The organism is Vibrio atlanticus, assembly GCF_024347315.1.
Classification (GTDB): Bacteria; Pseudomonadota; Gammaproteobacteria; order Enterobacterales; family Vibrionaceae; genus Vibrio; species Vibrio atlanticus.
Window position 1 is genome coordinate 1,297,722 of sequence record NZ_AP025461.1, and the last position, 23,067, is coordinate 1,320,788.

A 23,067-nucleotide genomic window follows, 5' to 3' on the forward strand; every position below is an offset into this window, starting at 1 on the left:
CAGCAAAGATCAACACGCCCTAGAAATTTGAACAAACGTTAGAACTCTGCGGCAACGCTGAATAAGGAACTTCTATGCAATACACCAAGCTTTCAGGAGTAACACTCGCGTTACTCTGTGCTCTCCCAACTTCGGCTTCGGAAAAGCCAGATCTAGTTCTTCAAATCACGGTAGATGGCCTGCGCGCAGATCTTATCGAACGATATAAGCACAACTTCGGTGAAGGTGGCTTCCGCTACTTAATGGATGACGGCACTTACTACACCAACGCGAACTACCAACATGGCAACACGGAAACGATCGTGGGCCATGTGTCGCTTGCAACCGGTGCTCCACCGAGCGTACACGGCATGGTAGGTAACGTTTGGTATGACCGTAGCGAAGAACGTTTGGTGTATAACGTAGAAGATGGCAACTACAAAATGTTGACCTCTGGCGCGGGTGTCGACAAAGCAACTGAGATCGACCCAACGCAGAAGACAGCACAGGGCGATGGCCGTTCTCCTGAGCCAATACTCTCCACCACGTTTGGTGACGAGCTGACAATTTCCAATAGTGGCAAATCAAAAGTGTTCGGTGTGTCTGTGAAAGACCGCGGCGCAATCTCATTGGCAGGACACAGTGGTAAAGCCTTCTGGTTCTCCAAAGCGCAATCTGAGTTTGTCACCAGCAATTATTACTACGGCGAGTATCCAGATTGGGTATCACGTTGGAACGAGAAAGCGATTGCTGCAGAGTACTCGAAACAGAAATGGGAGCTCTCATTACCACGTGAAAACTACACGCTGCAAGAGCACGATACCGAACACAAAGTGAAACTCGGTGATTTCCAACGCACCTTCCCTCACCCTTATGGCCCCGCGAGTTACAAGTACTACAGCACAACGCTAACCGTTAGCCCGGCTGGCGATGAAATCACAGAAAACTTTGCAAGCACACTGTTGATGCAAGAGAAGCTAGGTCAAGGTGACGTGACCGATTACCTGTCTGTAAGTTTTTCATCAAACGACTACGTGGTGCACTTATACGGCCCTGAAAGCCTAGAGACAGAAGACAACCTAATTCGACTCGATAAGACGATCGCCAAGCTTCTTAAAACCGTTGATCACCAAGTCGGACTAAAGAATACACTAATTGTGTTGTCTGCCGACCACGGTGTACCTGAATCTTCACCTGCGGCAAATGCGCTTGGCTTCAATCAAGCTCAATACTTCAATAAAGACACACTGCTCTCGAGTGGCGTAGAGCAAAGGTTGAAGGATGAGTTTGGTTTATCCAAAGACGCAATACGCTTGTACGCACAGCCTTATATTTATCTGAATCACGATTTAATCGCAGAAAAGAAACTTGACCTAGCGAAAGTGCAGGAAGCGATTGCTGATGAGATTGCCAAAGTAAAAGGCGTTGCGTTTGCCGTATCGAGCAGTGATATCGCGGCAAACCGAGTACCTGATACTCATGTAATGCAGCTCATTAAGAACAACTACCACCCAGCTCGTTCTGGCGATGTGTATGTGGTATTTGCTCCACGTAGCTACATTAACGACATGGAAGGCCTTCAAATCGCCTCGACTCATGGCTCGCCATGGAAGTACGATACACATGTCCCTGTCATCTTCGCAGGCTACGACGTTGAAGCTCAGAAAATCTCACGTCCAGTCACGCCATACGACATTGCACCAACGCTTTCGAACAAACTGGGTATCACTCAACCAAGTGGTTCAATTGGAGAAGTTCTGCAAGAAATTACCGAATAATAGATGTCATTGAGGTTTCTTAGTTTTAATGTCGAAACCCACACCAAGTAAAAGAGCCACTTATCAATTCAGACTGACTCAGTCAAAACAGATAAGCGGCTCTTTTTGATTGCCTGTAGTTAGGTCGAAATCCAATCAACGTATGTCAGCGCTGGGAATAACGGCTATTCGCACAAACATTTTCCATTAATCCCCCTTTAGAGGCTAACTTGATATGTCTTTTGCTGCCGCTTTGATCTTAGCGCGCAACCACTTGTGGCTAGGTTCATTAGTGCGACTCGGGTGCCAAATCATACACATATCGAGGTCTTCCAATTCGAATGGTAGTGGTAGTGTTTTAACCGAGTACTTTTCAGAAAAACAACGCACCGATGACATAGGTAACACTCCGATGTAATCAGAGCCCTCAATAACTGGCAGCATCTCAACAACACCCGCAGCGCGATAGACTATTCTGCGCTTTTCAAGGTCACTGTAGTGTTCAGAACTCAATAAGCTTTTACGTGCATGCCAACGAGATACAACCACATGCTCAACTGATAGGAACTGCTCCATATCGATCGTATCACCAATTGTAGGATGGTCCTTACGGCACACCACCACCAGTTCCTCTTTAGAAATCACCTCATGCTTGAGCATGGTTCTTCCTTTAGGTGTCATATCGATAATAACATCGTGTCTTTGAAGCCTTAAATCAGACTCGTAATCTTCCGTAAATAGAGGGTGAACTTCTAATGCGATACCAGGTGCAACTTGGCTGATTAACTGCATCACTCTTGGCATCATTTCGTAGCTTGCCGCCGAGACGCAGGCAATTGAATACACGCGCCCTGAAGTTTTGGGGTCGAAATCTCTTGATGCAGATAAGGTAGAAGTAAAATTTTTAAGCGCAGCGGCCATTGCCGGATAGATATCAATAGCGAATGTGGTTGGCTCTACGCCTGATGTGGTGCGGTGAAACAGTGGCTCATCATAAATATCACGAAGCCTAGCAAGCGCTTTGCTCACAGCAGGTTGGCTTATATCCATGCGATTGGCAGCCCTAGATAAGTTCTGCTCTTCATAGATAGCAACAAATATAGGAATTAAATTGAGTTCGGTGCTTTTCATACAGTTCCATATTAAAGAAGCAGGTTCCCTATAGTAGAGAGCCTGCCGATTTTGTTCGATGCGAATGACTAAAGTTTGCTACTTAGTTCTATCTTTTAAGTCTGGCAAGGCTTTAGGGATTTTCAAGCGGTCGAAAATTGAACGAGAATTGTTATGGCTTGCTTTGTCGCTAGGTAAGTTACGTAAGCCTTTCCATAAACGAGTGAATACGTTTCTATCTTCACTTCCTTGTTGAAGGGCTTCGCTATCTTCTAGCCAACGCTTTTGTTCGTTCGCTTTACCCAGTTGCTCTTTACTTAGCTGCGCTTTATCCAGCTCTAGCTGAGAGGTTTGGTTTCTTAATTGACGATAGATAAAGGTTCTCAATGCAGGCCAATTACCTTGCTTGAGTAAACGACGTAATACCAACCAACTTGGTGTTGGACGATTTGCGTAGTAACGCTTAACGGAAACAATCAACGCAATGCAGACTAATAACGCCAAACCAACAGTAATAAACACCGACATGTAGGCTTTGATGAAAGATTGGACTGTGTGTTTGGCTTCAAATACTTCTCCTTTTATCACCACGTTTTCAAGCCGTTGATTTTTGCTGTCCCACCACTGAAATGAAAACTCTGGCAACGTAAATTCACCACCCTGCTGAATAACATATACCGTCTCTTCAACTCGGCTTGAGCGATAATCACCACGTTCTTGTGTATCATCCAAACGGTTGGGCTGTGGGTAAGCTTGGAACTGCTGAGTGGACTCATTGGTTAGCACGTTTGGCAGCAACACAGAAAGGCTGTCTTTTGCCTTAATCGTGATAGTTCGAGTAATGGCATCGCCAACTTTTAGCTCTTCATTTGAACGTTGCCATTGCTGCTCTACATCTACTTCTGTCGCAGAAAACCAAGGCGTTTCATTATCGAGTAAGCCTGAAGGCAACGAAGCTTCAAACTTAATCGGCTGCGTGTAAAGCGTGCCGCCAACGTTTGAACCATCAGGAGCAGAAACTTGGATACGAACCGGCACGGTTGGAATCACAAATTCACCCGAGGTCATCGGATAAAGCGTCACTTCCCAACGCTGGCGTGACCATGTCGTGCCATCCACTCGTTCAGTGTAATTCGTCGCCAATTGGTTACGCTGCTTTGCAATTACATTGGGGATTTCGATGCTCCCAATTCGCGTACCACCCGTAAGCCAACGAGGGGTCGCAACCTCAATGTTCAAAATCACTTGCTCATTAACGCTGACTTTCGCTGGCGTTATCTTATCGCCTGACTTCGGTTTTTCTCCAACCCAAGCGATCAGTTCAACATCACCACTCTTCTGCAGATCATAGATATCAGCCGCAGAAGCAAGAGTAGGGAAAACAGTGCTAATCAATAGAACCATCGACACAAGCAAGGTCTTGGTTAGTTTAAAGGACTCTGAACATCCTAACTTTACTTGAATCGATTCAAGAGCTAAATCATGTCGACTCATTGTGTTTGCTCCTGTTTTGGCGTCTGTTCTTGTTTTCGCATCTGCTCTATCGAAGGCGCAGGATCTCTTAACTGAATTTGGAATTTGGATTTCAAGAAGAACTTAGGATCCGCTTCAACGCGTTTTAACCACTTGTCGGCAAGCTCTTGGCTGCCCAAGATTTCATTGGCGTTAAGCGTTTCCTTGAGCATCAATTCCGCTACCGTTTCTTCTTCGGCGCCATCACCCGTTCGCGGCTGATCGTCTTCGAGTTCTAAAGATTCTTCAGGGCCATCTGTGGTTCCAGACTGGCTTTCGCTGGTTCGGTTTACCTCTTCGACAATCCCGCTAAGCACTGCAAGGTTATTTTCCACATCCGTTTTTAGTTCTGGTGACAGATCCTCTTTCTCGCTTAGGGATTTCAAGAGGTCTCGCGCCGCAAGGTATTCACGCTGCCTAGCTAACGCACTGGCTGCATTGTACAAACCAAGGTCAGTTTTGGTTTGCAGGAACGCACTGTGAGCGAGCTTAAAATCACGAGCATAGTAATAAGCCGCGCCCTTTCGCATCGGGTCAGTAAAATGTTTTGCAGCTTGAAGGTACTCCTTCTGGTTCAACAAACGTTGACCTTGTTGGTCGGGCGTTAGCCATAAGTCCCACCACCATTGAGTGGTCTTATCCCAAGCTGTAAGAGACTCCACCACAACGGGTTTCTCAGCAGTTAAGTTGACTGTTTTCGCCAAAGTGTTTGGTGAATAAATGCTGCCCGAAATCACTAAACCAACGACACACCACTGCACCAACCATCCTTTTCTGAACCACAACAACATGATGATCACCATTGGAATAAGCAGGCCATAGCCCATGTCTTTCCAAGGCATTGAAGATTCGCCGTTAAGCTGCATGTTTCTTTCAACCGCTTGATTCAGTTGTCGAATATCCGAATCATCAACGGTCACCTCAATTACTCGACCACCGGTCTTGTTTGCTAAATTGCGCAATGAATCGAGGTCGACAGGATTATCGCTCACCACATTACTGTTTCCTGCGGCTAGAATAAACAACTGATACGGGTTGTCGTTAAAGAAGTTCTCGAACGCTCTGATGGTACTTGGATTTACACCATCCGATACCAACAACACTGACGAACCTAACTCGCCAGACAGTTGCTGATTAATCAATGGCAGTGCTTCTTCTGCTGACTTACCTGATACCGGCATGATATCGGGTGTGATAGCCGCTAGAAACGGTTCGAATACCTTGCTGTCTTGAGTGACGGGCATCGCGACGTGTGCGCTGCCTGCATAAACCACTAAGCCCGTATTACCACCTTTCCGAGCTGCTAATAAGTCTCTAATCTTCTGCTTAGATCGTTCCAAGCGACTCGGTGGTAAGTCTTTAGCGAGCATAGATTCACTGTTATCAAGCACAACCAACATCGACGCTTTGTCTTCACCAAAAGGCGATGCTTCACGTTGCCATGTTGGGCCCGAGCAGATAATGATGGCGATAGTCACAATCACTACCAATAGCTTCAACGGCAGTTGCTTGCGCCAGCCTGTTTCGCCAATCGTCAAAGCATCACGTAAGTGTGAAGGTAGAATGTCTTTCCACGTTGGTTTGGTCTCTTCTCTCCAACGAACCCATAACAGGAAGAACATCGGAATAAAGGCCAACAACCACAAAGGTCGGATAAAATGAAACTGGGTAAAGAACTGTTGTAGAGTGAGAGAATCAGGCATCATCCTCTCCTTTCAATTTTTTAGTTTTAGAAGCCAAAAGCGACCTTCTACGTAAAGTCGCCAGACTAAAGGCAGTCAGATACATCACAACAACAATCGCCATTAAGTAATGGTGCAGCCCCTGTTTAGGACGATAAGTGGTACTTTCATATAACTGTGGTTCTAGTTCACCGATTTGAGCGTAGGCTTTAGTCAATTCATCGCGGTTAAGTGCTTCAAAAGATTCACCACCAGACTCTTGCGCCACACGATTGATGGTTTCCATATCCAAAGCCACTTCACCAATGGTTTGTGGGTCACCCATGGCGATCACGTGAATACGAACGCCTTCCGCCTTCGCAACTTTGGCTGCATCAATCGGTTCAACAAAGCTTCCCGTATCATTACCGTCGGTTAGTACGATCACGACCTTCTCTTTTTCGTGGGCATCAACACTTGAATCTTGAACGGCAGCACTTTGCTTTTCGCTTTGTTCAAACACCTTAATCGCCAAGCCAATTGCATCACCTAAGTGCGTGCTTTGCCCTGCCATAGCGACATCGGTTTGATTAAGCAGTTCAAGCCACACATCTTGGTCAGCTGTAAACGGTGTTTGTACAAACGCTGCATCACCAAAAAGAATCAAACCGAGTCGATCCCCTTTTCGGGTAGTCGCAAAATCAGCCAGCACTTCTTTGGTCGCGTCCAAACGAGATATTTTATCGCCCCGCTTAGAGGTAAAGTCTTGTTCTGCCATTGAGCCAGATAAATCGACCACTACCATCACGTCACGACCTAATTGTTCGCGAACTTGCGGCTCACCAAGAATGGTTGGTTTAGCGAGCGCGCACACCACTAATGCCCAAGTAATAATGAGCGTGGTTCGTTGCCACCAGCTTGGTGTTAACTGGCTTGCTCCTTCTGATGGAGCCTCGCCAATCGCTTCAACCAACTCACTGAAAAATGGCACCTTGATGGCCATTTGTTTAGTGCGATAAGCAGGTACGGCAAAATAAACAAGTAAAGGCAAAGGTAGAGCGATAAACCACAGTGGGTGCGCAAATTCAAAGCTGGCAGATAAACTATCAAACATTATCTTGCCCCTCTGGTTTTGCTTGTACATCCGGTTTTGCTTGTACATCCGGTTTCGCTTGTAGATCTGGTTTGTGAAGTTTTAGCCACATCATCGCGGTTTGAATTACCTCTAAACGCTGTTCAAAGCTCAAACGCACATTAGGGTCAATTAGGCTTTGCATCCATAATTCCGAAACTTCATCGGCAAAGAACGCATTGCTGTTTTCACTTGTGTTAGCGCTAACAGGCAGATAAGCGTTCAGACGGTTTACATAGGCTTGTCCAAACAGCTTTGCATTACTGCTGTCTAGGTAACGAAGCACCACTTTCAGTACTTTGAAGGTTCGTTCTGTTGAATTTTTGTCTCGTGCATCCAATATCATGAGCTCTTGAAGCGCTTCTTTGCGATAACGGTTATTCCACCATTTCTGCGCCAAACGATAAGCCAGATAGATAGCGACCAATAACAAAATAACGCCAAGGATCTTCCAGCCGATCGTTTGAGGAGCCCAGGTCACACTGTCAGGAATCGCTACATCGTGCAATTCACGAAGGATATAAGTGCTTGGGGGAGTATGTTCAACAGCCATTTAGCGCCCTCCCACTAGCTTCTGCAGCTGTGATATGTGATTGCCCGACGTGTCTAATTCAATATAAGGGAGGTTTTTCATCGCCATCAATTTAGCAAGGGACTGTTTCTGAAGTGCCGCTTTCTGAGCAAGACTTTCACTCGCGAGGTTTACCTTAGATTGGCTATCCAGATTAAGTTGAAAGCGACCATCACCCACCACCCAGTTTGCGCTGGCAAGATCTTGAGGCAATGACTGTTCTAATGGGTCGGTGACCATAATGGCCAAGATATCGTTGTGTTGCTGTAACTGCTTTAGTCGATCGAGATGTTGTTCTCGGCAGTCTCGCCAGTCACTAATGAATATCAAGGTTGATTGCTTGAGTCTCATTCGCTTGATCAGTTCAATCCACTGGCTAAAACCAACACCCTCGCTGTCACTCACACTCACGTCTAAGCTTTGATTAGCCTTGGTAAGATGCTTTAACTGAGCCAGTAAATCAGACTGTGAACGCTGCGCTTTGGTATGAAAGAGCTTTTGATGTGAGGCTAAAACGAAGCCGACACGGTCACCATCTTTCAGCACTCGCCATCCACACAATGCTGCGACTTCAGCGGCCACAACGGATTTCATGGTATTTTGAGACGCAAAGAACATCGAGCTGCGCTGATCAACACAGATCATCACATTACGGTCTTTCTCTTCGGTATAACTACGAACATGAGGTTTACCTGTTCGCATCGTGACTTTCCAATCGAGGTTACGAATATCATCACCGAGTTGGTAGTGACGTAGCTCCTCGAAATTCAAACCTCGACCTCGGAACAATGAATTGTGCCTCCCCGACAGCACGCTGCCCGCCTTTAGGTGAGGCAATAGAGAAAACGACTCAGCTTGAGCCTGAATTCGCACTAACCTTGAATAGTCACAATACAGTCGAGGATCAAGGCCTTGCGATTTGGGAGCTTGTGTTGGCTTCGCCATAACGCCCCCTAGTTATCCAATCTCAACATTATCAAGCAGTTCTTCAACCACTCTTTGATGGTCAACACCATCGGCCAATGCGTCGTAAGACAGCGAGAATCGGTGGCCTAATACGGTTGGCAACATGGCACGCACATCGTCTAACGTGACATAGTCACGCCCTTGCAGCCACGCATAAGCGCGAGCACATTTATCCAATGAAATAGAAGCGCGAGGACTTGAACCAATTTCAATCCATTTCGATAAGTCTGATTCTGGATAACGCTCAGGTTTTCGTGTAGCCATTACCAAAGCCACGATGTAGTTCTCAACTAAATCGGAAACGGCAATGTCTGGAAGTTGGCGGCGCGCTTCAAGCACCAATTCAGGTTCAATATGTTGTGGAGTGACTAATTCTGAACTCGTTTCGCTACCCAACTCTTCACTGCGCACGAGTCGAATGATGTCGCGTTCAGCTTCATCTTCTGGATAGTCGACCGTGACTTTCATAATGAAGCGGTCCATCTGTGCTTCAGGCAGTGGATACGTGCCTTCTTGCTCAACTGGGTTTTGCGTAGCGAGCACCATGAATAGATCAGGTAGGATATGAGTTTGACCACCCACCGTAATCGTTCCTTCCGCCATGGCTTCAAGCAGAGCCGCTTGTACCTTTGCAGGAGCACGGTTCACTTCATCGGCTAAAACAATACTGTTGAAAATAGGACCCGGTTGAAAGTGCAACTGAGGCTTTCCATCAAGCTCTTGATACACTTCTGTACCGGTTACATCTGATGGCAGCAGGTCAGGCGTAAACTGAATTCGACCAAAACTGGTGTTCAGTAGGTTCGCCAGCGATTTCACTGAACGAGTTTTCGCTGTACCGGGAAGTCCCTCTAAAAGCACATGCCCATTAGTCAATAACCCTATCACCAGAGCCCGAACGACGTGGCCCTGACCGATAACACTTTTCTCTGTTTGTTCAATCAGTTGGTTAATTGCTTGTTGCGCATGGTTCATAGGTCTTCCCTTAATTCAATCTGGCTGCGTACATCCTACTCACAAGCCCCATAACTATTAGTTATAAGCACCATAAATTATAAGCGCCATAGCCACGTCAATTCTGGCGCTCTATTTCAGCCCAGCTTTCTACTTACTAATGGCTTTCTTCTTGCTAAGTGCTTTTTACTGACTAACGGCTTGCTAATTGCTCTCTACTGGACAATTGCTTTCAACTGGTTAACTGCCTCCGGTTGTGCGACTTTGCTCAATGACAAAACACATTGTTCAAACGCTTTAGGTACATCGGGTTGTTTGTAATTTCGCGCTAAGATTTCACACTGGGCATACAGATGCTGTGGGTTACGGCTAAATTGGTAAGCCTTGTGCAGTGATTTACTTGCCGCAAGCACATCGGATTTCTCCAAAGCCAATCCGTACACATACCAATATTGTGGGTCGGTTTGCGCAGTTTCAGCGGCTTGTTTAAGGTAATCGGTTGCTTGGTCGTAATCTTTCACACGAAGCAGAGATAATCCTGCGCTGTATGGCAATACACTCGATTTCGGCTGAGCTTCAATACCATGCTTCAACGTCGACAACGCTTTTGCTTCGTTACCTTGCGCTCGATACAAATCAGCCAAGTTGGCATAACTGTTCTCGAAGTAAGGTTCAATGTCGATAGCACCTTTGTAAAACTCAATCGCTTTATCGTGCTGACCTAAATCTCGGTAAACGTTGCCTAGGTTCGTACGACCAAACCCTCTGTCGGCATTAAATTGTTGTATCTCAATGTACTCTTGCAATGCAGGTTTGATTTGATCTTTCTGCAGAGGGTTCATTTCTCCCCAATAACGTACCAATGCACCTGCGGTTTCTGAACGAATCGATAATACAGGGTCTTTCAGTAGCGGCTCTAGAATCTGCCAACGATCAGTAAATGGAAAACCAGACGAGCCTTGCACAACGCCTAAACGGATCATCTCATCGTCGTGTTTCACCGCTCTTGCTAGCGAGATAAGCGTATTCTTACCCGTATTGCCGCCCAAACGTTCTAAGCTCGATGCACGAATGATATTGCTTAAGCTGGAGTCCTGAGCCAAGTATGCCAACGCATCCTCTGCACCTCGGTGCCCTATTGAGTCAGCATAAAAGGCAACGGCAAAATGCTGCTGATTACGATACTTAGAATCTGGGAACCACTCACCGATTTGCTTATCTGCCCACTGGTCGGTTTGATCTTCATGACAGCTAGTACACACGTTCGGCGTTTTAATGTGTTGGCTAATATCAGGACGCGGGATATGCCAACTGTGGTCGCGTCTTGGGTCGACCTCCATGTAAGTCGTCTCAGGCATGTGACAAGTGGTACATTGTGAAGCTTCGGTATTCGCCTCGTGGAAGGTGTGCTTTTCAGGCGTGTACTCTGATGCAATGTGACATTGGCTACACACAGCTTCTTCCGCAATTTTTAGTTCAGCGGTATGGGGATCGTGGCAGTTAGTACATGTGACGCCTTTTTCAGCCATCACTGATTGAAGGAAAGATCCGTAAACGTAATCTTCATCGTAGATTTGACCATCGTTATGGTAAAGCTCAGGAGTAATTAAGCTCAGGCGATACTTATCAAAGAATGACCCGTTCACGTGGTCACCCGTTTCATTCAACTGAGTACGTCGGCTGTGGCATTGAGCACAGGTTTGAACTTGATTGGTATGGATGATGTCTTTTGGTTGCAGGGTTGAATTACCCTCTTGATAGATCCACTCTTTCACCGATTTCGACAAGTCACGGTCAAAACCATAATGCGCCGAGACTTGAGCATCCTTTCCACCGTTAGCTTTGGCTAGCTTGGCCTGTTCAACGTGCTCACTCGCAGGGCCATGACACGCTTCACAACCGACATTAATCTCGGACCATGTGGTGTTGTAGGTATTACTCGCGCTGTCGTAGTTTTTTTCTAGATTCGTTGAATGGCAATCGGCACACATGAAGTTCCAGTTTTGACCGCTATTGGTCCAGTAGAATTCATCGGTATTGGTGGTATCAGGATAGAGGTGAAACCAGCGTTGACCGCCTTCGCCTTCAGTGCGAGAGTCCCAAGCGAATGGAATCAACTGTACACGGCCATCTTCAAATTCAACCATGTATTGTTGTAGTGGTTCAAAGGCAAAGGTATAGCTGATTTTGTAATCTTTAAACTGGCCGTCTGGCCCTTCGATATTGACCCAGAACTCTTCGCCCTTGCGGAAAAAACGGTTGGGCTTTCCTTTATGAGTCACGGTTTGATCGTTGAAGTCGCCCAAAATGGACTCATCGGTAGCGTGTTTCATCGCCATATCATGATGAGAGCCTTGCCACGCTTCCACTTCTTCGCTGTGACAGTCAACGCATGCTTCAGAACCGACATACGTAGCCTTGGGAGAGCTGGCATCTAAAGTTCCTGAACCAATAAGCGTAGCTTCAGTGATCGTTGGAGCTTGTTCATTAGCATTCACACTGATACTGAGTGTCGACAACATAGGTAAAGACAACATTGCGGATAATACTGCAACTCGCTGGTGTTTCAATCCGTTCACTAGTGAGCACAACCATGCAGACATAACATTCCTTGTTTTTATACATCCTTATGCTTAATAAGGTAGACGTAAAAACAATGAAATTACAATTATTTAGTGGCAGTGGGCTCGATAGTTGTGATTCATATTCACGACTGATATCTACTCATCGATATGCTCATAAAAAAGAGCTCCGAAGAGCTCTTTCGTGTTACCAGTTTCATCAAACATCAGTTTCAATAAACCAAAGCTTACTTATTATGGTTCTCTTGAAGTTTCTCCATAACCTGATCCAAGCTAAAGCTCGCTGCTTTTTGGCGTGGTGGATATTCAGCAAAGGTTTCTAAGAACTTGCCAACATACGCTTGTGCAGGAACGAACATATAAGCATGGTCTAACAACCAATCATAGTAAGTATTCGAAGTGATATCTGCGTTTTCGTATGGGTCCATACGGAGGTTAAACAGCTTAGGAAGACGTAACGTTACAAACGGTTCTGCCCAGATTTGCATGGTACCCGTTGCACGCTGCTCCATGAACACCGCTTTCCATTGGTTGTAACGAAGTGCCGCAAGGTCACCGTCATCGGTAAAGTAGAAGATCTCCGAACGACGGCCTTTCTCTTCTTCACCAGTTAAGTAAGGAAGGAAGTTGTAACCATCTAGGTGAACTTTAAATGTTTTATCACCCGCAGTATGACCTTTCAGTAGTTTCTCTTTGATCTGATCATCACCGGCGGCTGCAACGAAGGTTGGCATCCAGTCCATGTGGTGCATGATTTCGTTGGATACAGTGCCCGGTTCAATCTTTCCTGGCCAACGAACCATTGCTGGTACACGGTATGCACCTTCCCAGTTGGTGTTTTTCTCACCACGGAACGGCGTTGTACTGGCATCAGGCCACGAGTTCATGTGTGGACCGTTATCCGTTGAGTAGAAAACGATGGTGTTGTCTTTGATTCCCAACTCATCCACTTGCTTCAATAGTTGTCCAACGTGTCGATCGTGCTCAACCATACCATCAGCGTAATTACTGATACCGGTTACGCCTTTGCTATCTGGCTGCACATGCGTTCTAAAGTGCATTCGTGTTGCGTTCCACCAAACGAAGAATGGTTTATCTGCTTTCACTGCGCGATCCATGAAATCAAGTGCCGCGTCTAGTGTTTCTTCATCGACCGTTTCCATACGCTTACGCGTTAGTGGGCCTGTATCTTCAATCTTGCCATCGGCGAATGATTTGATCACACCACGAGGGCCAAATTTCTTATGAAACTCTGGATCAGTTGGGTAATCTTCATTCTCCGGTTCTTCTTCAGCATTCAGGTGGTAAAGGTTGCCAAAAAATTCGTCAAACCCGTGTGCTGTTGGAAGGAATTCATCTTTATCGCCAAGGTGGTTTTTACCAAATTGACCTGTCATGTACCCCATAGGTCTAAGCATTTCTGCAATCGTTGCATCCTCCGCTTGCAAACCAATGTCTGCACCTGGAAGGCCTACTTTACTTAAACCCGTTCTAAGAACACTTTGACCCGTGATGAACGTTGAGCGACCTGCGGTACAAGACTGCTCAGCATAATAATCGGTAAACATCATGCCTTCTTTGGCGATGCTATCAATATTTGGAGTTTTGTAACCCATGAGACCGAAGGTGTATGCACTCACATTAGATTGACCAATATCGTCCCCCCAAATGACCAATATATTTGGCTTTTCTGCTGCAAAAGTGGCGCTAGACGCGGCCATCATTGCTGTACCCAAAATCGCTAATCGACGTTTAGCGCCATACTTCGCTGTCATAGAAACCTCTTCGTAAGTTATTTGCATCCTGCCCTACAACGTATAGTTCATTTTTTGCGCATACGCGAGATTACCTAAGCTATTAATCTTTTTGTCATTTTCATCGAGATATGGATACAGAAGTCATCGATAAGGTTTACGGCAACAAACATGATAAGGATCACACATACAAACTAAGAGGCTGTTCTGGCAACACACTGAAAATGATATGAATCAATAAGTTAACTAGACATCATAACGATTGGTTATAAGCACTATAAAAGGACGGAACGGAATTTTGAGAATAACATTTGCTCATCGATGTGTTGTTCTAACGCATTAATCTTAAAAGTGAATCGGAGTCCTTATGGGTACTAAAATTAATAAACTAGCATTAGGTGTTGGCTTATTAGCAGCTTCTTCAGCAGCAACAGCAGCAGAAAAACCAAACATTCTTGCTATCTGGGGTGATGACATTGGTGTATTCAACATCAGTGCATACAACAACGGCATGATGGGTTATGAAACACCTAACATCGACCGTATTGCTAACGAAGGCGCACTATTTACTGACCATTACGGTCAACAATCGTGTACTGCTGGCCGTGCTGCATTCCTAACCGGTCAAGAACCTTTCCGTACAGGTCTACTGACTATCGGTATGCCGGGCTCTGACCACGGTATCCCTGATTGGGCTCCAACTATCGCAGACCTTCTTAAAGAACAAGGCTACATGACAGCTCAGTTCGGTAAAAACCACATGGGTGACCAAGATAAGCACCTCCCAACGAACCACGGTTTCGACCAGTTCTTTGGTAACCTTTATCACCTAAATGCGGAAGAAGAGCCGGAAACATACTACTACCCTAAAGACCCAGAATTCCGTAAGAACTTTGGCCCTCGTGGTGTAATCAAGTCGACTTCTGACGGTAAGATTGAAGATACAGGCCCTATGACGCGTAAGCGTATGGAGCACGCGGATGAAGAGTTCCTAGAAGAATCTTTAGCATTCATGGAAAAAGCAGTGAAAGCTGACAAACCATTCTTCATCTGGCACAACACGACTCGTATGCACGTGTGGACTCGTCTACAAGAAAAATACCAAGGTAAATCTGGTATCAGCATCTACGCTGATGGCATGTTAGAGCACGATGACCAAGTCGGTATCCTTCTAGACAAGCTTGATGAGCTTAAGATCGCAGACAACACCATCGTAATCTACTCTACCGATAACGGTGCAGAGACAGTATCTTGGCCTGATGGTGGTGCAACTTACTTCCACGGTGAAAAAGGTACAACTTACGAAGGTGGTATGCGTGTTCCTCAGTTAGTTCGCTGGCCTGGTACGATCAAACCGGGAACTAAGATCAACGACATCATGAGCCACCAAGACTGGATCCCGACTCTTCTAGCAGCCGCTGGTGATGATAAAGTGGTTGAGAAACTGGCTTCTGATAAAGGGGCGACTTACAACGGCAAAAATTGGCGTGTACACCTAGATGGTTACAACTTCCTACCTTACTTCGAAGGTAAAGAAGAAAAAGGCCCTCGTGACAGCATGCTTTACTTCTCTGCAAACGCTGAGTTAAACGCGGTACGTTGGAATGACTTCAAGATTTCTTTCGCAGTAATGGACGGGAACATTGTTGATGCAGTTCGCTTCCAACCAAACTGGCCTCAAGTCGTTCACCTACGTGCTGACCCATTCGAAAAAGCACCACACGAATCGGGCATGTACCTACGCTGGATGGCAGACAATATGTGGCTATTCGTACCAGTAGGCGGCAAAGTACAAGAGTTCATGAACACACTACCTGACTACCCAATGCAGCAAAGCCAAGTGTTGAACCCTGGTAACTTCAACCAGAATGCGTACATGCTTCAAGGTAAACTTAAGCAACTAGAAGCGGCAGCAGCGCAAGCTAAATAATTAGCTAAAGCTTAACCAACCCTAGGAAAGCGAAACAAAGCCGTGATAGCTCAAGTGCTATCACGGCTTTTCAGTATATCAACAATGAAAACTGTCCCACATAAGCCTTTAACAAACGAGTGACGAACAAGGTTATCCGCATACATTTACTCGCATAGCCTTGTAACTCGCCTCGTTTATGACCGTTACGTTAAGATTACGCAAATTTTTTCAAATCCCACGGACATCACTTGAAATACAGAGATATGCGTGCGATTGTATTTTAACTCACCCTAACAACTGTATGATTATGAAGACAATCCAAAGCATTGCCCTACTCTCAGCTATCGTTGCTGCACCTTCAGTATTAGCTGACGTTGAAATCCAAGTTCCATCCAGTGTTGATATTCTAGCGGTTAACGAAGCTAAGCCTGACTTAGACGGCGGCTTATTCTCTTCTCATAAAACACTGACGTTACCAGATGGCCAAAACCAAATTGTATTCCAATATCAACTTGCATTTGATAAAGGTAACGATCGTGAATTCGTAGACAGCGACGCTGTTATCGCAACATTCGATGCGACTGATACCACACTGACTTTCGACCTGCCAAAATACCGCAACACAGCAGAAGCAAAATCTGGGTTTAAAAACTTAGAGTGGAGCCTTGTTGATGAGAACCAGAATGAAATCAGCGTTAAGCAAGACAAGCTAGTTAAAGACGGTATGCAAATTGGACGTAAATACCCTCAAGAAGCAAAAGAATACAACCAGAAAGGCGGCATTGCTGCGCTAGCTATAGGTACAACAGCAGGCGCAACAGCGGCGGTTGTTCAACCTGTAAAACTTCCAGCAAAAATTGATGGAAATGCGGCTAACACAGCTGAAGAAATGTTGTATTTTTGGTACGAAAAAGCCGATGCTGAAACGAAGCAGAAATTCAAAGATTACGTGAACAAGTAGATTCGATTACGAACAAGTCTATAAAATATCTCGTTCAAACCAAAGAAGCTGGCACACTGCCAGCTTCTTTGATTTCATCTAAATAGGACGTTATAGGTCTAACAATCAACGATAATCAGGTCTAATCCTCGACATCAACAACATATCAATGTATTTCCCGCCTTTGAATGTACTCAGCCTTTTAGTGCCTTCTAACTGAAAACCCACTCGTTCATACAAAGCAATCGCAGCATGGTTATCTGCATGAACCTCTAGCTCCAAACGAACAAGATTAAGCCAATTATCAGCCTGATTAATCGCTTCTTTCATTAAGGCCTTTCCAACCCCTTTGCCGTGTGCATCAGGGTGAATCGCAATTCCAAGGCCAGCACAGTGTCGGTCTCTCACCTTAGTCGTCATGAATAAAGTAATGTGCCCGACGACTTTACCTGACACTTCTGCGACTAAAGTAAAATGGTCTGAATGACCAAACAATCGCTCCACTTGATCTGAGCTTAGGAAAGGCTTTTGTGAGGTGTTTTCTGATACTGATGGATGACGATAAATATCAAAAATATCTTGGTTGTCGGTTATTTCAAGGTGTCTCATTTGTATTTCCAAAGTGCTTCCTTACTGTCTAATTCTATCCTTAAGCTAATTTTCATATTACGGATAGCAACGAGCAGCTACAACCGTAAGTGACAGAAATAATTGAACAATCGTTATTGTCCATCAAGCAGTCATCATAGCCCATTAAACAATCAAACTCATATCCTATAAATGCACCATAGAGGCCCCTCGTGCGCCTATTCATAGAGTAAAATTCGCTCTCGAAGTAAATAGCTCAAAGGTATAATAAATTGATCCATCGCTTTGAGCCCTTCGTAATACCTGACGAAAATAACGGACAAACTCAAAGGATTCCAACATGATTAATAAAATTAGCAAGTCTCTATCTCTTCTTGTCGCTGCACTTTTTTTTAGTGCATTCGCTAACGCCAATCATCATGAGATGAAAAAAGATATCGTCGATGTCGCAGTAGGAAATGGCTCTTTCAATACACTTGTAGCTGCTGTTAAAGCGGGTGGACTTGTAGATACTTTGAAAGGAGAAGGACCTTTTACCGTTTTCGCTCCAACCGATGAAGCATTTGCCAAGTTGCCAGATGGTACTGTCGATATGCTTTTGAAACCGGAAAACAAAGACAAATTAGTCGCCGTGCTAACTTATCATGTAGTCGCAGGGAAAGTGATGGCGGCAGACGTTATGAAAATAGACAAAGCGACAACAATTCAAGGTCAAAACGTGATGATAAGCGTAAGCGATGGCACGGTTATGATTAACAATGCGAAAGTGATTGCGGCTGATGTGGAAGCAAGCAATGGTGTAATCCACGTAATTGATACGGTCTTGCTCCCGAAGTAATCAAATAGAAATAAAGTCTGAGGCAAACCAAACTCTTTGAGGGTGTGACAATTCACACCCTTTTTAACCAACTGGGCTAAGCGTTGAGCATATCCAAGTTTACCTACACTAGACATAACGTTAATGGCTACTTAGTGGTTTTCTCCATCACGTAATTAGTCAGCTTAACGCCACGTATTTCGACTTCCTGTTCATTCACTAACTTAAAGCCAAGGTGCTCATAGAAAGGCCTAGCGGTAATACTCACCTCAGAGAAGTATCTCGATACACCACGAAATCGACCAATCTCGAATACATGCTCCATCAAAGCTCGCCCTACACCTTTACCTTGATATTCATGATGACAAAAGAAGTGGTCAATCAACCCATTTGGTTGCAGGTCAGTATAGCCAACAATGTGGCCATCCAACTCCGCAACAAAAGGTTGGATACGATGCAGACACTTTTCCCACACCTCGGAGTCAAAGTCACTTGGAGCCCAAGCCTCAACTTGTTCTTGAGAATAGTCACGAACATTAATATTCCGGACAGTATGGAAATAGATCTCCCATAATGCTTTGGCATCACTAACTTGGTAATTTCGAATTCTAACCACGACACAGTCCTTTCATGTATTGCTGATTGTCTATTCACTACTTGATAGCAATACTAACGATAAAACACAGCCAGCCAAATAGTCACAACGTCTCTATCCGTACCAACAACCTTGTGCTTCTCTCTCGCGGCAATATTGATGTAATCCCCTTTAGACAAGGTAACGACACGTCCGTCTTCGAACTCAATAACACCTTGCCCCTCTAGCACCATAACCCATTCGTTTTCATCTTGGTCATACCAACCTTGTTCTGGAGAACTGTGCCCATGAGATATTATTCTTTCAATCCGCACATTCTCAGTAGTAATGATGTCGTTGAAGATTTCGTCGGGTATTGACGAAGGCACATCCGAGTAGATATTTGACATCGCTCTCTCCTAATCCTTGTTAGATGAATATGGTGCAGTGTTTTATCGTTTTATCGTTTTATCGTTTTATCTAAAGCCTAGCTTCCTGAGCTCCTAAGCTATAAGCTATAAGCCCTAAACCCTAAGCCACAGCACTTTTTCTGAAATAGAAACGGTAATAGCCTACTAAGTTACTGCAGATAAACAGCGCTTCCATCAGAACCGCTGTTGGCGAGCCAACTAAATAATTGTGAACCAACCAAAAGCTAGTTCCGATGATCATCAACTCTCTTAATCGACGGTCATCTTTATTAAACGCCGCAAACGTTTGAAACATCGACGCACAACAACTTAAGACACTGATCAGCCCTGAGTAAGTAAAGGCTGTTGCAACCAGCGACATTGAGCAGAACAAATATTTAAATTTGGGTGACGTAGAAAACACGCTCGTTAAATATCGAATGGTCGCGATGATCATCAAACTTGCCGCTGTCCATTGCTCGAGCAAAATGAAATGGCTAGAGATAAGAACGCCCGCAAAAAACAAGCATGTGACGATTTTCTTCCTTTCCTTAAATTGGAATGACAACAAATCGAAACAAATAGCGATCGCGACGAGTACTTGAGACAGATAAAAGGCTGACACGATTATTCCTTAAGTAGTGACCTAGCAGGTTTAAATTATGACGTTTCCGTTCTAAATAACGACATTGCTATTTTATGAATGATATTGAAGTTTAGACTTTTAAAGAACCACTGATTACGGTGGTTGCAGACCCTATCAGTTTTATACGACCATTCGGCAATAGCTCTGTCGATACATACCCACCGCGGCGCGACGCTTGGTAAGCATTGAAATGCGCTTTGTTTAGTTTCTCGGACCAGTACTGTGTGAGAGCGCAATGCGCTGAACCCGTAACGGGATCTTCGTTAACACCCACCCACGGCGCAAAATAGCGCGAAACAAAATCAAGTTCAGAGTTCGACGATAATGCCGTCACAACGACGCCTCGACCTTTAATACGCTTTAGAGCATCAAAGTTTGGTGCTAAATCTAATAAAACTTGTTCGCTGACAACCTCAATAAACTGCTTGGTATCGAACTCACTGTATGACACGACTTGGTCTTCATACAGCCCTAAATATTCCAGCAAATCTTTATTAGCATCCAATCCAAGATCAAGCACAGTACTTGGGAAGTCAAGCTCGATTGTGGAGTCACAAACTGTGGCAGATAGCTTCCCTGAAAGCGTATCAAACGTCACAACCTCACCCGCATTGACTAACCCTCTTTCCTTCATCACATGCGCTGTTGCCAACGTACCGTGGCCGCATAATTTGACTTCAACTTCTGGTGTGAACCATTTCAACGTCATCGTATTGAGGGCTAAGAATGCCGTTTCTGATACTGCCATCTCTTCAGCAATCGAATACATCAATGACTCTTCTAAAGGTTCTTGTGAAATACAAACCCCAGCTGGGTTTCCTTTAAAAGCTTGAGTTGTGAACGAGTCAACTTGATATATATCTAAATTCACAATAGTTCCTAGCTCTTATATTGGATCAATATTGTTGCCTACAATAAACACAAACACCCCGTGCTACAAGTGTTCAACAGCAACATAATTAATACTTATTTGAGAAGTAAGGAATGATAAACAAAGAGTTACGAAAATAATAGGCGGATTAAGCAGAAGGTTTAATATCGGGCAGATAAGAACTAAGACGTATCAGCCTGGTAGGTAACAAGCACACATTCGCGGCACATAGGTATTGTATCGTGCCACAAACGTGAGGTTACTCAGCAATGGTGAATCTACTGACGTACCAGAGCAGATTTCACAATGGTCAAGCCAAGCAGACCCAGCATGACTCCTGTCACTTTATCAATATAGTAAGCAACACGTGTAAACTCTTGACGCACTTTAGGCGTTGATAACAGGAAGATGATCGCCGCATCCCAGATAAAGACAACCACCGTCATCCAAATACCTAGGCCTAGCTTAAACATGAAGCCAATGTCATTGTTCAACACAACCGTGAATAAGCTCAAATAGAACAATAGGTTTTTGGGATTAAGGATTCCAGATAGAAAACCCGTGACGAATTCTTTAAGAAAAGTCGTTTGATTGAAGCTATCTCCTTCGGAAACATCCATATTACTGTAATTACATTTCTTCGCTCTTATCGCTTGAACGGCAAGATAAACAAGAAATACACCACCAATTATCTTAAGTGCAATCATAACGGAAACGGATGCCGCTAGAATCGAGCCGACACCAACCAAACATAAAGCAATATAAACCGCATTGGCACTGGCAATTCCGAATGCAACGCCGAGTGCTTTTCTTCCCTTATTTTTAACAGCACTCTTTACCACAATCACAAAATCTGGTCCGGGGCTCAATAGCGCCAAAAAGTGAGCAATCGCCACGGTAACAAAAATCCCAACTAAACCTGCATCCATAAACCAACCTCCTGTCGTTCAATTAATGCTCTACTATTGCATAACTAACGAAAAAATGCTCAAGTAGATGAATATATATTTACTAACAACCTAATGATCAAACAAATCCCGTGTTTTCGTCGTGCCAAATCGGAAGTAGATGAGTCATTCGTGCACTTCTTCAGGCGTTCGTCGGTCAAAGGTTGATACCCCCTTGATTTAACATAGTGATTTTGTGCTCAAAGCTTACTTTTAGTTCCAATTAGGTCATAGGATTTTCACACCTAGATGCATTGCGTTAGGTTGAACTGAAATTAGAGACCTAAATTTGAGCTATGTCGCAAAATTTGGGCTACGATTTAGTTAAGCAAAGTAGGAAAGGAATCCGTCAGTGAAAGCATTTTATGTTTCAGTTCTTGCGTCATCATCCTTTTTAACTGGCACAGCGTTTAGCCAACAGAATGATATTTATCTCTACAATTGGGATGAATTTTTATCCGATAGTGTGATTACCCAATTAAGCGATACCTACGGTATTTCTTTGAAACAACAATATTTCTCTGACGAATCAATTAGAGATGAAGTGTTACTAAGCGAACGTCGAGGGGCGTTTGAGCTCGTTATTATCGAAAGCGTAAAGCTCAGCGCATTAGCCAAACACAACCTGTTCCATAACCTAAGTGAGTTACAACAATCCATTGCTGGTAACATAGATTCACGGTGGGTTGAAGGATGTGGCGAGTATGGCATTCCCTACGCTTGGGGGACTGCGGGAATCTTATATCGCAGTGACAAAGTAAACACTCCCACCTCTTGGAACGCTATTCTCGAACCAGACACCAACAGCAGTGGCCGCATAAGTATGTATTACGAACCTACGGATTTGGTGAGTACTGCACTGTTAGCAAATCAATTTGATCCATTCACCAATAATGAGCAGGAACTTCGCGTTGCCTATAAAACCCTGCAAGCTCAAAAGCCACACCTAGAAAGCAACGAATACGTCATCGACTATATTCGCCAACCCGAACGTCTTGCTCACATCGACCTTGCCTACGGTTATTCTGGTGACAGTTATGTACTCAATGATTTGGAGCCTGATGCCTCTTGGGTTTACATCGTACCTCAAGAAGGCACAACGTTGTGGTTAGAGTGCATTGCTGCGATTAATAACGGAGAGTTGTCTGCACAAGCAACAACGATTCTATCATTCTTGTCGCAACCCGAGATCGCCGCTCAAAACGCGATGGATTCATGGTTTGCAACTCCAAGTTCAAAAGCAAAAGCCTTAACAACACAAGAGTACCAAAATGATCCGGAGCTTTTCCCTAGCAAAGAGGTTTTAGAACGCAGCTATCTGTATCAGCAACTCGAACCCAATAGCATTCAAATTCGTAACCGCATTGTCGACAGTTTGAGATAA

20 protein-coding genes are annotated in these 23,067 nt (G+C 44.6%); 5 read left to right on the forward strand and 15 right to left on the reverse strand.

Features of this window, described 5'->3' with window-relative positions; genetic code table 11:
• The first annotated feature begins 74 nt into the window (after nucleotides 1–74).
• Entirely contained in the window at nucleotides 75–1,757 is a 1,683-nt protein-coding gene (locus OCV30_RS21410; RefSeq protein WP_065679392.1) for an alkaline phosphatase family protein, read from the forward strand.
• Between the two features lie 204 nt (nucleotides 1,758–1,961).
• Here the strand turns inward: OCV30_RS21410 and OCV30_RS21415 are convergent, their stop codons facing one another.
• The 9 genes from OCV30_RS21415 to OCV30_RS21455 all read right to left on the reverse strand — a co-directional run bounded on the left by OCV30_RS21415 (nucleotide 1,962) and on the right by OCV30_RS21455 (nucleotide 13,999).
• A complete protein-coding gene (locus tag OCV30_RS21415; RefSeq protein ID WP_009844964.1) occupies nucleotides 1,962–2,867 on the reverse strand; it encodes a LysR family transcriptional regulator in 906 nt (301 codons plus the stop codon).
• A 78-nt stretch (nucleotides 2,868–2,945) separates the two neighbouring features.
• The gene (locus OCV30_RS21420) at nucleotides 2,946–4,340 is read right to left on the reverse strand and encodes a BatD family protein (RefSeq protein ID WP_065679393.1); all 1,395 of its coding nucleotides are present in this window, start codon (nucleotides 4,338–4,340) and stop codon (nucleotides 2,946–2,948) included.
• Nucleotides 4,337–6,061, reverse strand: a complete 1,725-nt coding sequence (locus tag OCV30_RS21425; protein WP_065679394.1) for a vWA domain-containing protein — start codon at nucleotides 6,059–6,061, stop codon at nucleotides 4,337–4,339. Before OCV30_RS21425 ends, OCV30_RS21420 begins: the two co-directional genes overlap by 4 nt.
• Nucleotides 6,054–7,133, reverse strand: a complete 1,080-nt coding sequence (locus tag OCV30_RS21430; protein ID WP_065679395.1) for a vWA domain-containing protein — start codon at nucleotides 7,131–7,133, stop codon at nucleotides 6,054–6,056. Before OCV30_RS21430 ends, OCV30_RS21425 begins: the two co-directional genes overlap by 8 nt.
• Nucleotides 7,126–7,704, reverse strand: a complete 579-nt coding sequence (locus OCV30_RS21435) for a DUF4381 domain-containing protein (protein ID WP_065679396.1) — start codon at nucleotides 7,702–7,704, stop codon at nucleotides 7,126–7,128. Before OCV30_RS21435 ends, OCV30_RS21430 begins: the two co-directional genes overlap by 8 nt.
• Nucleotides 7,705–8,667, reverse strand: coding sequence for a DUF58 domain-containing protein (locus OCV30_RS21440; RefSeq protein ID WP_065679397.1), 963 nt, complete (start codon nucleotides 8,665–8,667; stop codon nucleotides 7,705–7,707).
• A gap of 12 nt (nucleotides 8,668–8,679) precedes the next feature.
• The gene (locus tag OCV30_RS21445) at nucleotides 8,680–9,663 is read right to left on the reverse strand and encodes an AAA family ATPase (protein WP_065679398.1); all 984 of its coding nucleotides are present in this window, start codon (nucleotides 9,661–9,663) and stop codon (nucleotides 8,680–8,682) included.
• Nucleotides 9,664–9,857: 194 nt separating this feature from the next.
• The gene (locus OCV30_RS21450; protein WP_065679399.1) at nucleotides 9,858–12,245 is read right to left on the reverse strand and encodes a tetratricopeptide repeat protein; all 2,388 of its coding nucleotides are present in this window, start codon (nucleotides 12,243–12,245) and stop codon (nucleotides 9,858–9,860) included.
• A gap of 206 nt (nucleotides 12,246–12,451) precedes the next feature.
• Nucleotides 12,452–13,999 carry an arylsulfatase gene (locus OCV30_RS21455; RefSeq protein WP_065679440.1) on the reverse strand — a complete coding sequence of 516 codons (1,548 nt, stop codon included), beginning with the start codon at nucleotides 13,997–13,999 and terminating at the stop codon, nucleotides 12,452–12,454.
• Nucleotides 14,000–14,345: 346 nt separating this feature from the next.
• Here OCV30_RS21455 and OCV30_RS21460 point away from each other — a divergent pair, with 346 nt between their 5' ends.
• Both OCV30_RS21460 and OCV30_RS21465 read left to right on the forward strand, forming a co-directional pair.
• Entirely contained in the window at nucleotides 14,346–15,908 is a 1,563-nt protein-coding gene (locus OCV30_RS21460; protein WP_065679400.1) for an arylsulfatase, read from the forward strand.
• A gap of 289 nt (nucleotides 15,909–16,197) precedes the next feature.
• Nucleotides 16,198–16,851: a DUF2057 family protein gene (locus OCV30_RS21465; RefSeq protein ID WP_065679401.1), complete on the forward strand. Its 654-nt coding sequence runs from the start codon at nucleotides 16,198–16,200 to the stop codon at nucleotides 16,849–16,851.
• Nucleotides 16,852–16,956: 105 nt separating this feature from the next.
• On the opposite strand, the gene OCV30_RS21470 is transcribed toward OCV30_RS21465, so the two are convergent.
• Nucleotides 16,957–17,451: a GNAT family N-acetyltransferase gene (locus OCV30_RS21470; RefSeq protein ID WP_065679402.1), complete on the reverse strand. Its 495-nt coding sequence runs from the start codon at nucleotides 17,449–17,451 to the stop codon at nucleotides 16,957–16,959.
• Nucleotides 17,452–17,758: 307 nt separating this feature from the next.
• Here OCV30_RS21470 and OCV30_RS21475 point away from each other — a divergent pair, with 307 nt between their 5' ends.
• Nucleotides 17,759–18,256: a fasciclin domain-containing protein gene (locus OCV30_RS21475; protein ID WP_017102596.1), complete on the forward strand. Its 498-nt coding sequence runs from the start codon at nucleotides 17,759–17,761 to the stop codon at nucleotides 18,254–18,256.
• A gap of 127 nt (nucleotides 18,257–18,383) precedes the next feature.
• On the opposite strand, the gene OCV30_RS21480 is transcribed toward OCV30_RS21475, so the two are convergent.
• The 5 genes from OCV30_RS21480 to OCV30_RS21500 all read right to left on the reverse strand — a co-directional run bounded on the left by OCV30_RS21480 (nucleotide 18,384) and on the right by OCV30_RS21500 (nucleotide 21,665).
• Nucleotides 18,384–18,851 carry a GNAT family N-acetyltransferase gene (locus OCV30_RS21480; protein ID WP_009844952.1) on the reverse strand — a complete coding sequence of 156 codons (468 nt, stop codon included), beginning with the start codon at nucleotides 18,849–18,851 and terminating at the stop codon, nucleotides 18,384–18,386.
• Between the two features lie 53 nt (nucleotides 18,852–18,904).
• Complete coding sequence (locus OCV30_RS21485; protein WP_017098960.1) at nucleotides 18,905–19,219, reverse strand: cupin domain-containing protein; 315 nt, start codon at nucleotides 19,217–19,219, stop codon at nucleotides 18,905–18,907.
• 121 nt (nucleotides 19,220–19,340) lie between these two features.
• Entirely contained in the window at nucleotides 19,341–19,844 is a 504-nt protein-coding gene (locus OCV30_RS21490; RefSeq protein WP_017105975.1) for a YgjV family protein, read from the reverse strand.
• Between the two features lie 91 nt (nucleotides 19,845–19,935).
• Entirely contained in the window at nucleotides 19,936–20,736 is an 801-nt protein-coding gene (locus OCV30_RS21495; RefSeq protein ID WP_065679403.1) for a PhzF family phenazine biosynthesis protein, read from the reverse strand.
• A gap of 278 nt (nucleotides 20,737–21,014) precedes the next feature.
• Nucleotides 21,015–21,665 carry a LysE family translocator gene (locus OCV30_RS21500; RefSeq protein WP_065679404.1) on the reverse strand — a complete coding sequence of 217 codons (651 nt, stop codon included), beginning with the start codon at nucleotides 21,663–21,665 and terminating at the stop codon, nucleotides 21,015–21,017.
• Nucleotides 21,666–22,035: 370 nt separating this feature from the next.
• Here OCV30_RS21500 and OCV30_RS21505 point away from each other — a divergent pair, with 370 nt between their 5' ends.
• Complete coding sequence (locus OCV30_RS21505) at nucleotides 22,036–23,067, forward strand: ABC transporter substrate-binding protein (protein WP_065679405.1); 1,032 nt, start codon at nucleotides 22,036–22,038, stop codon at nucleotides 23,065–23,067.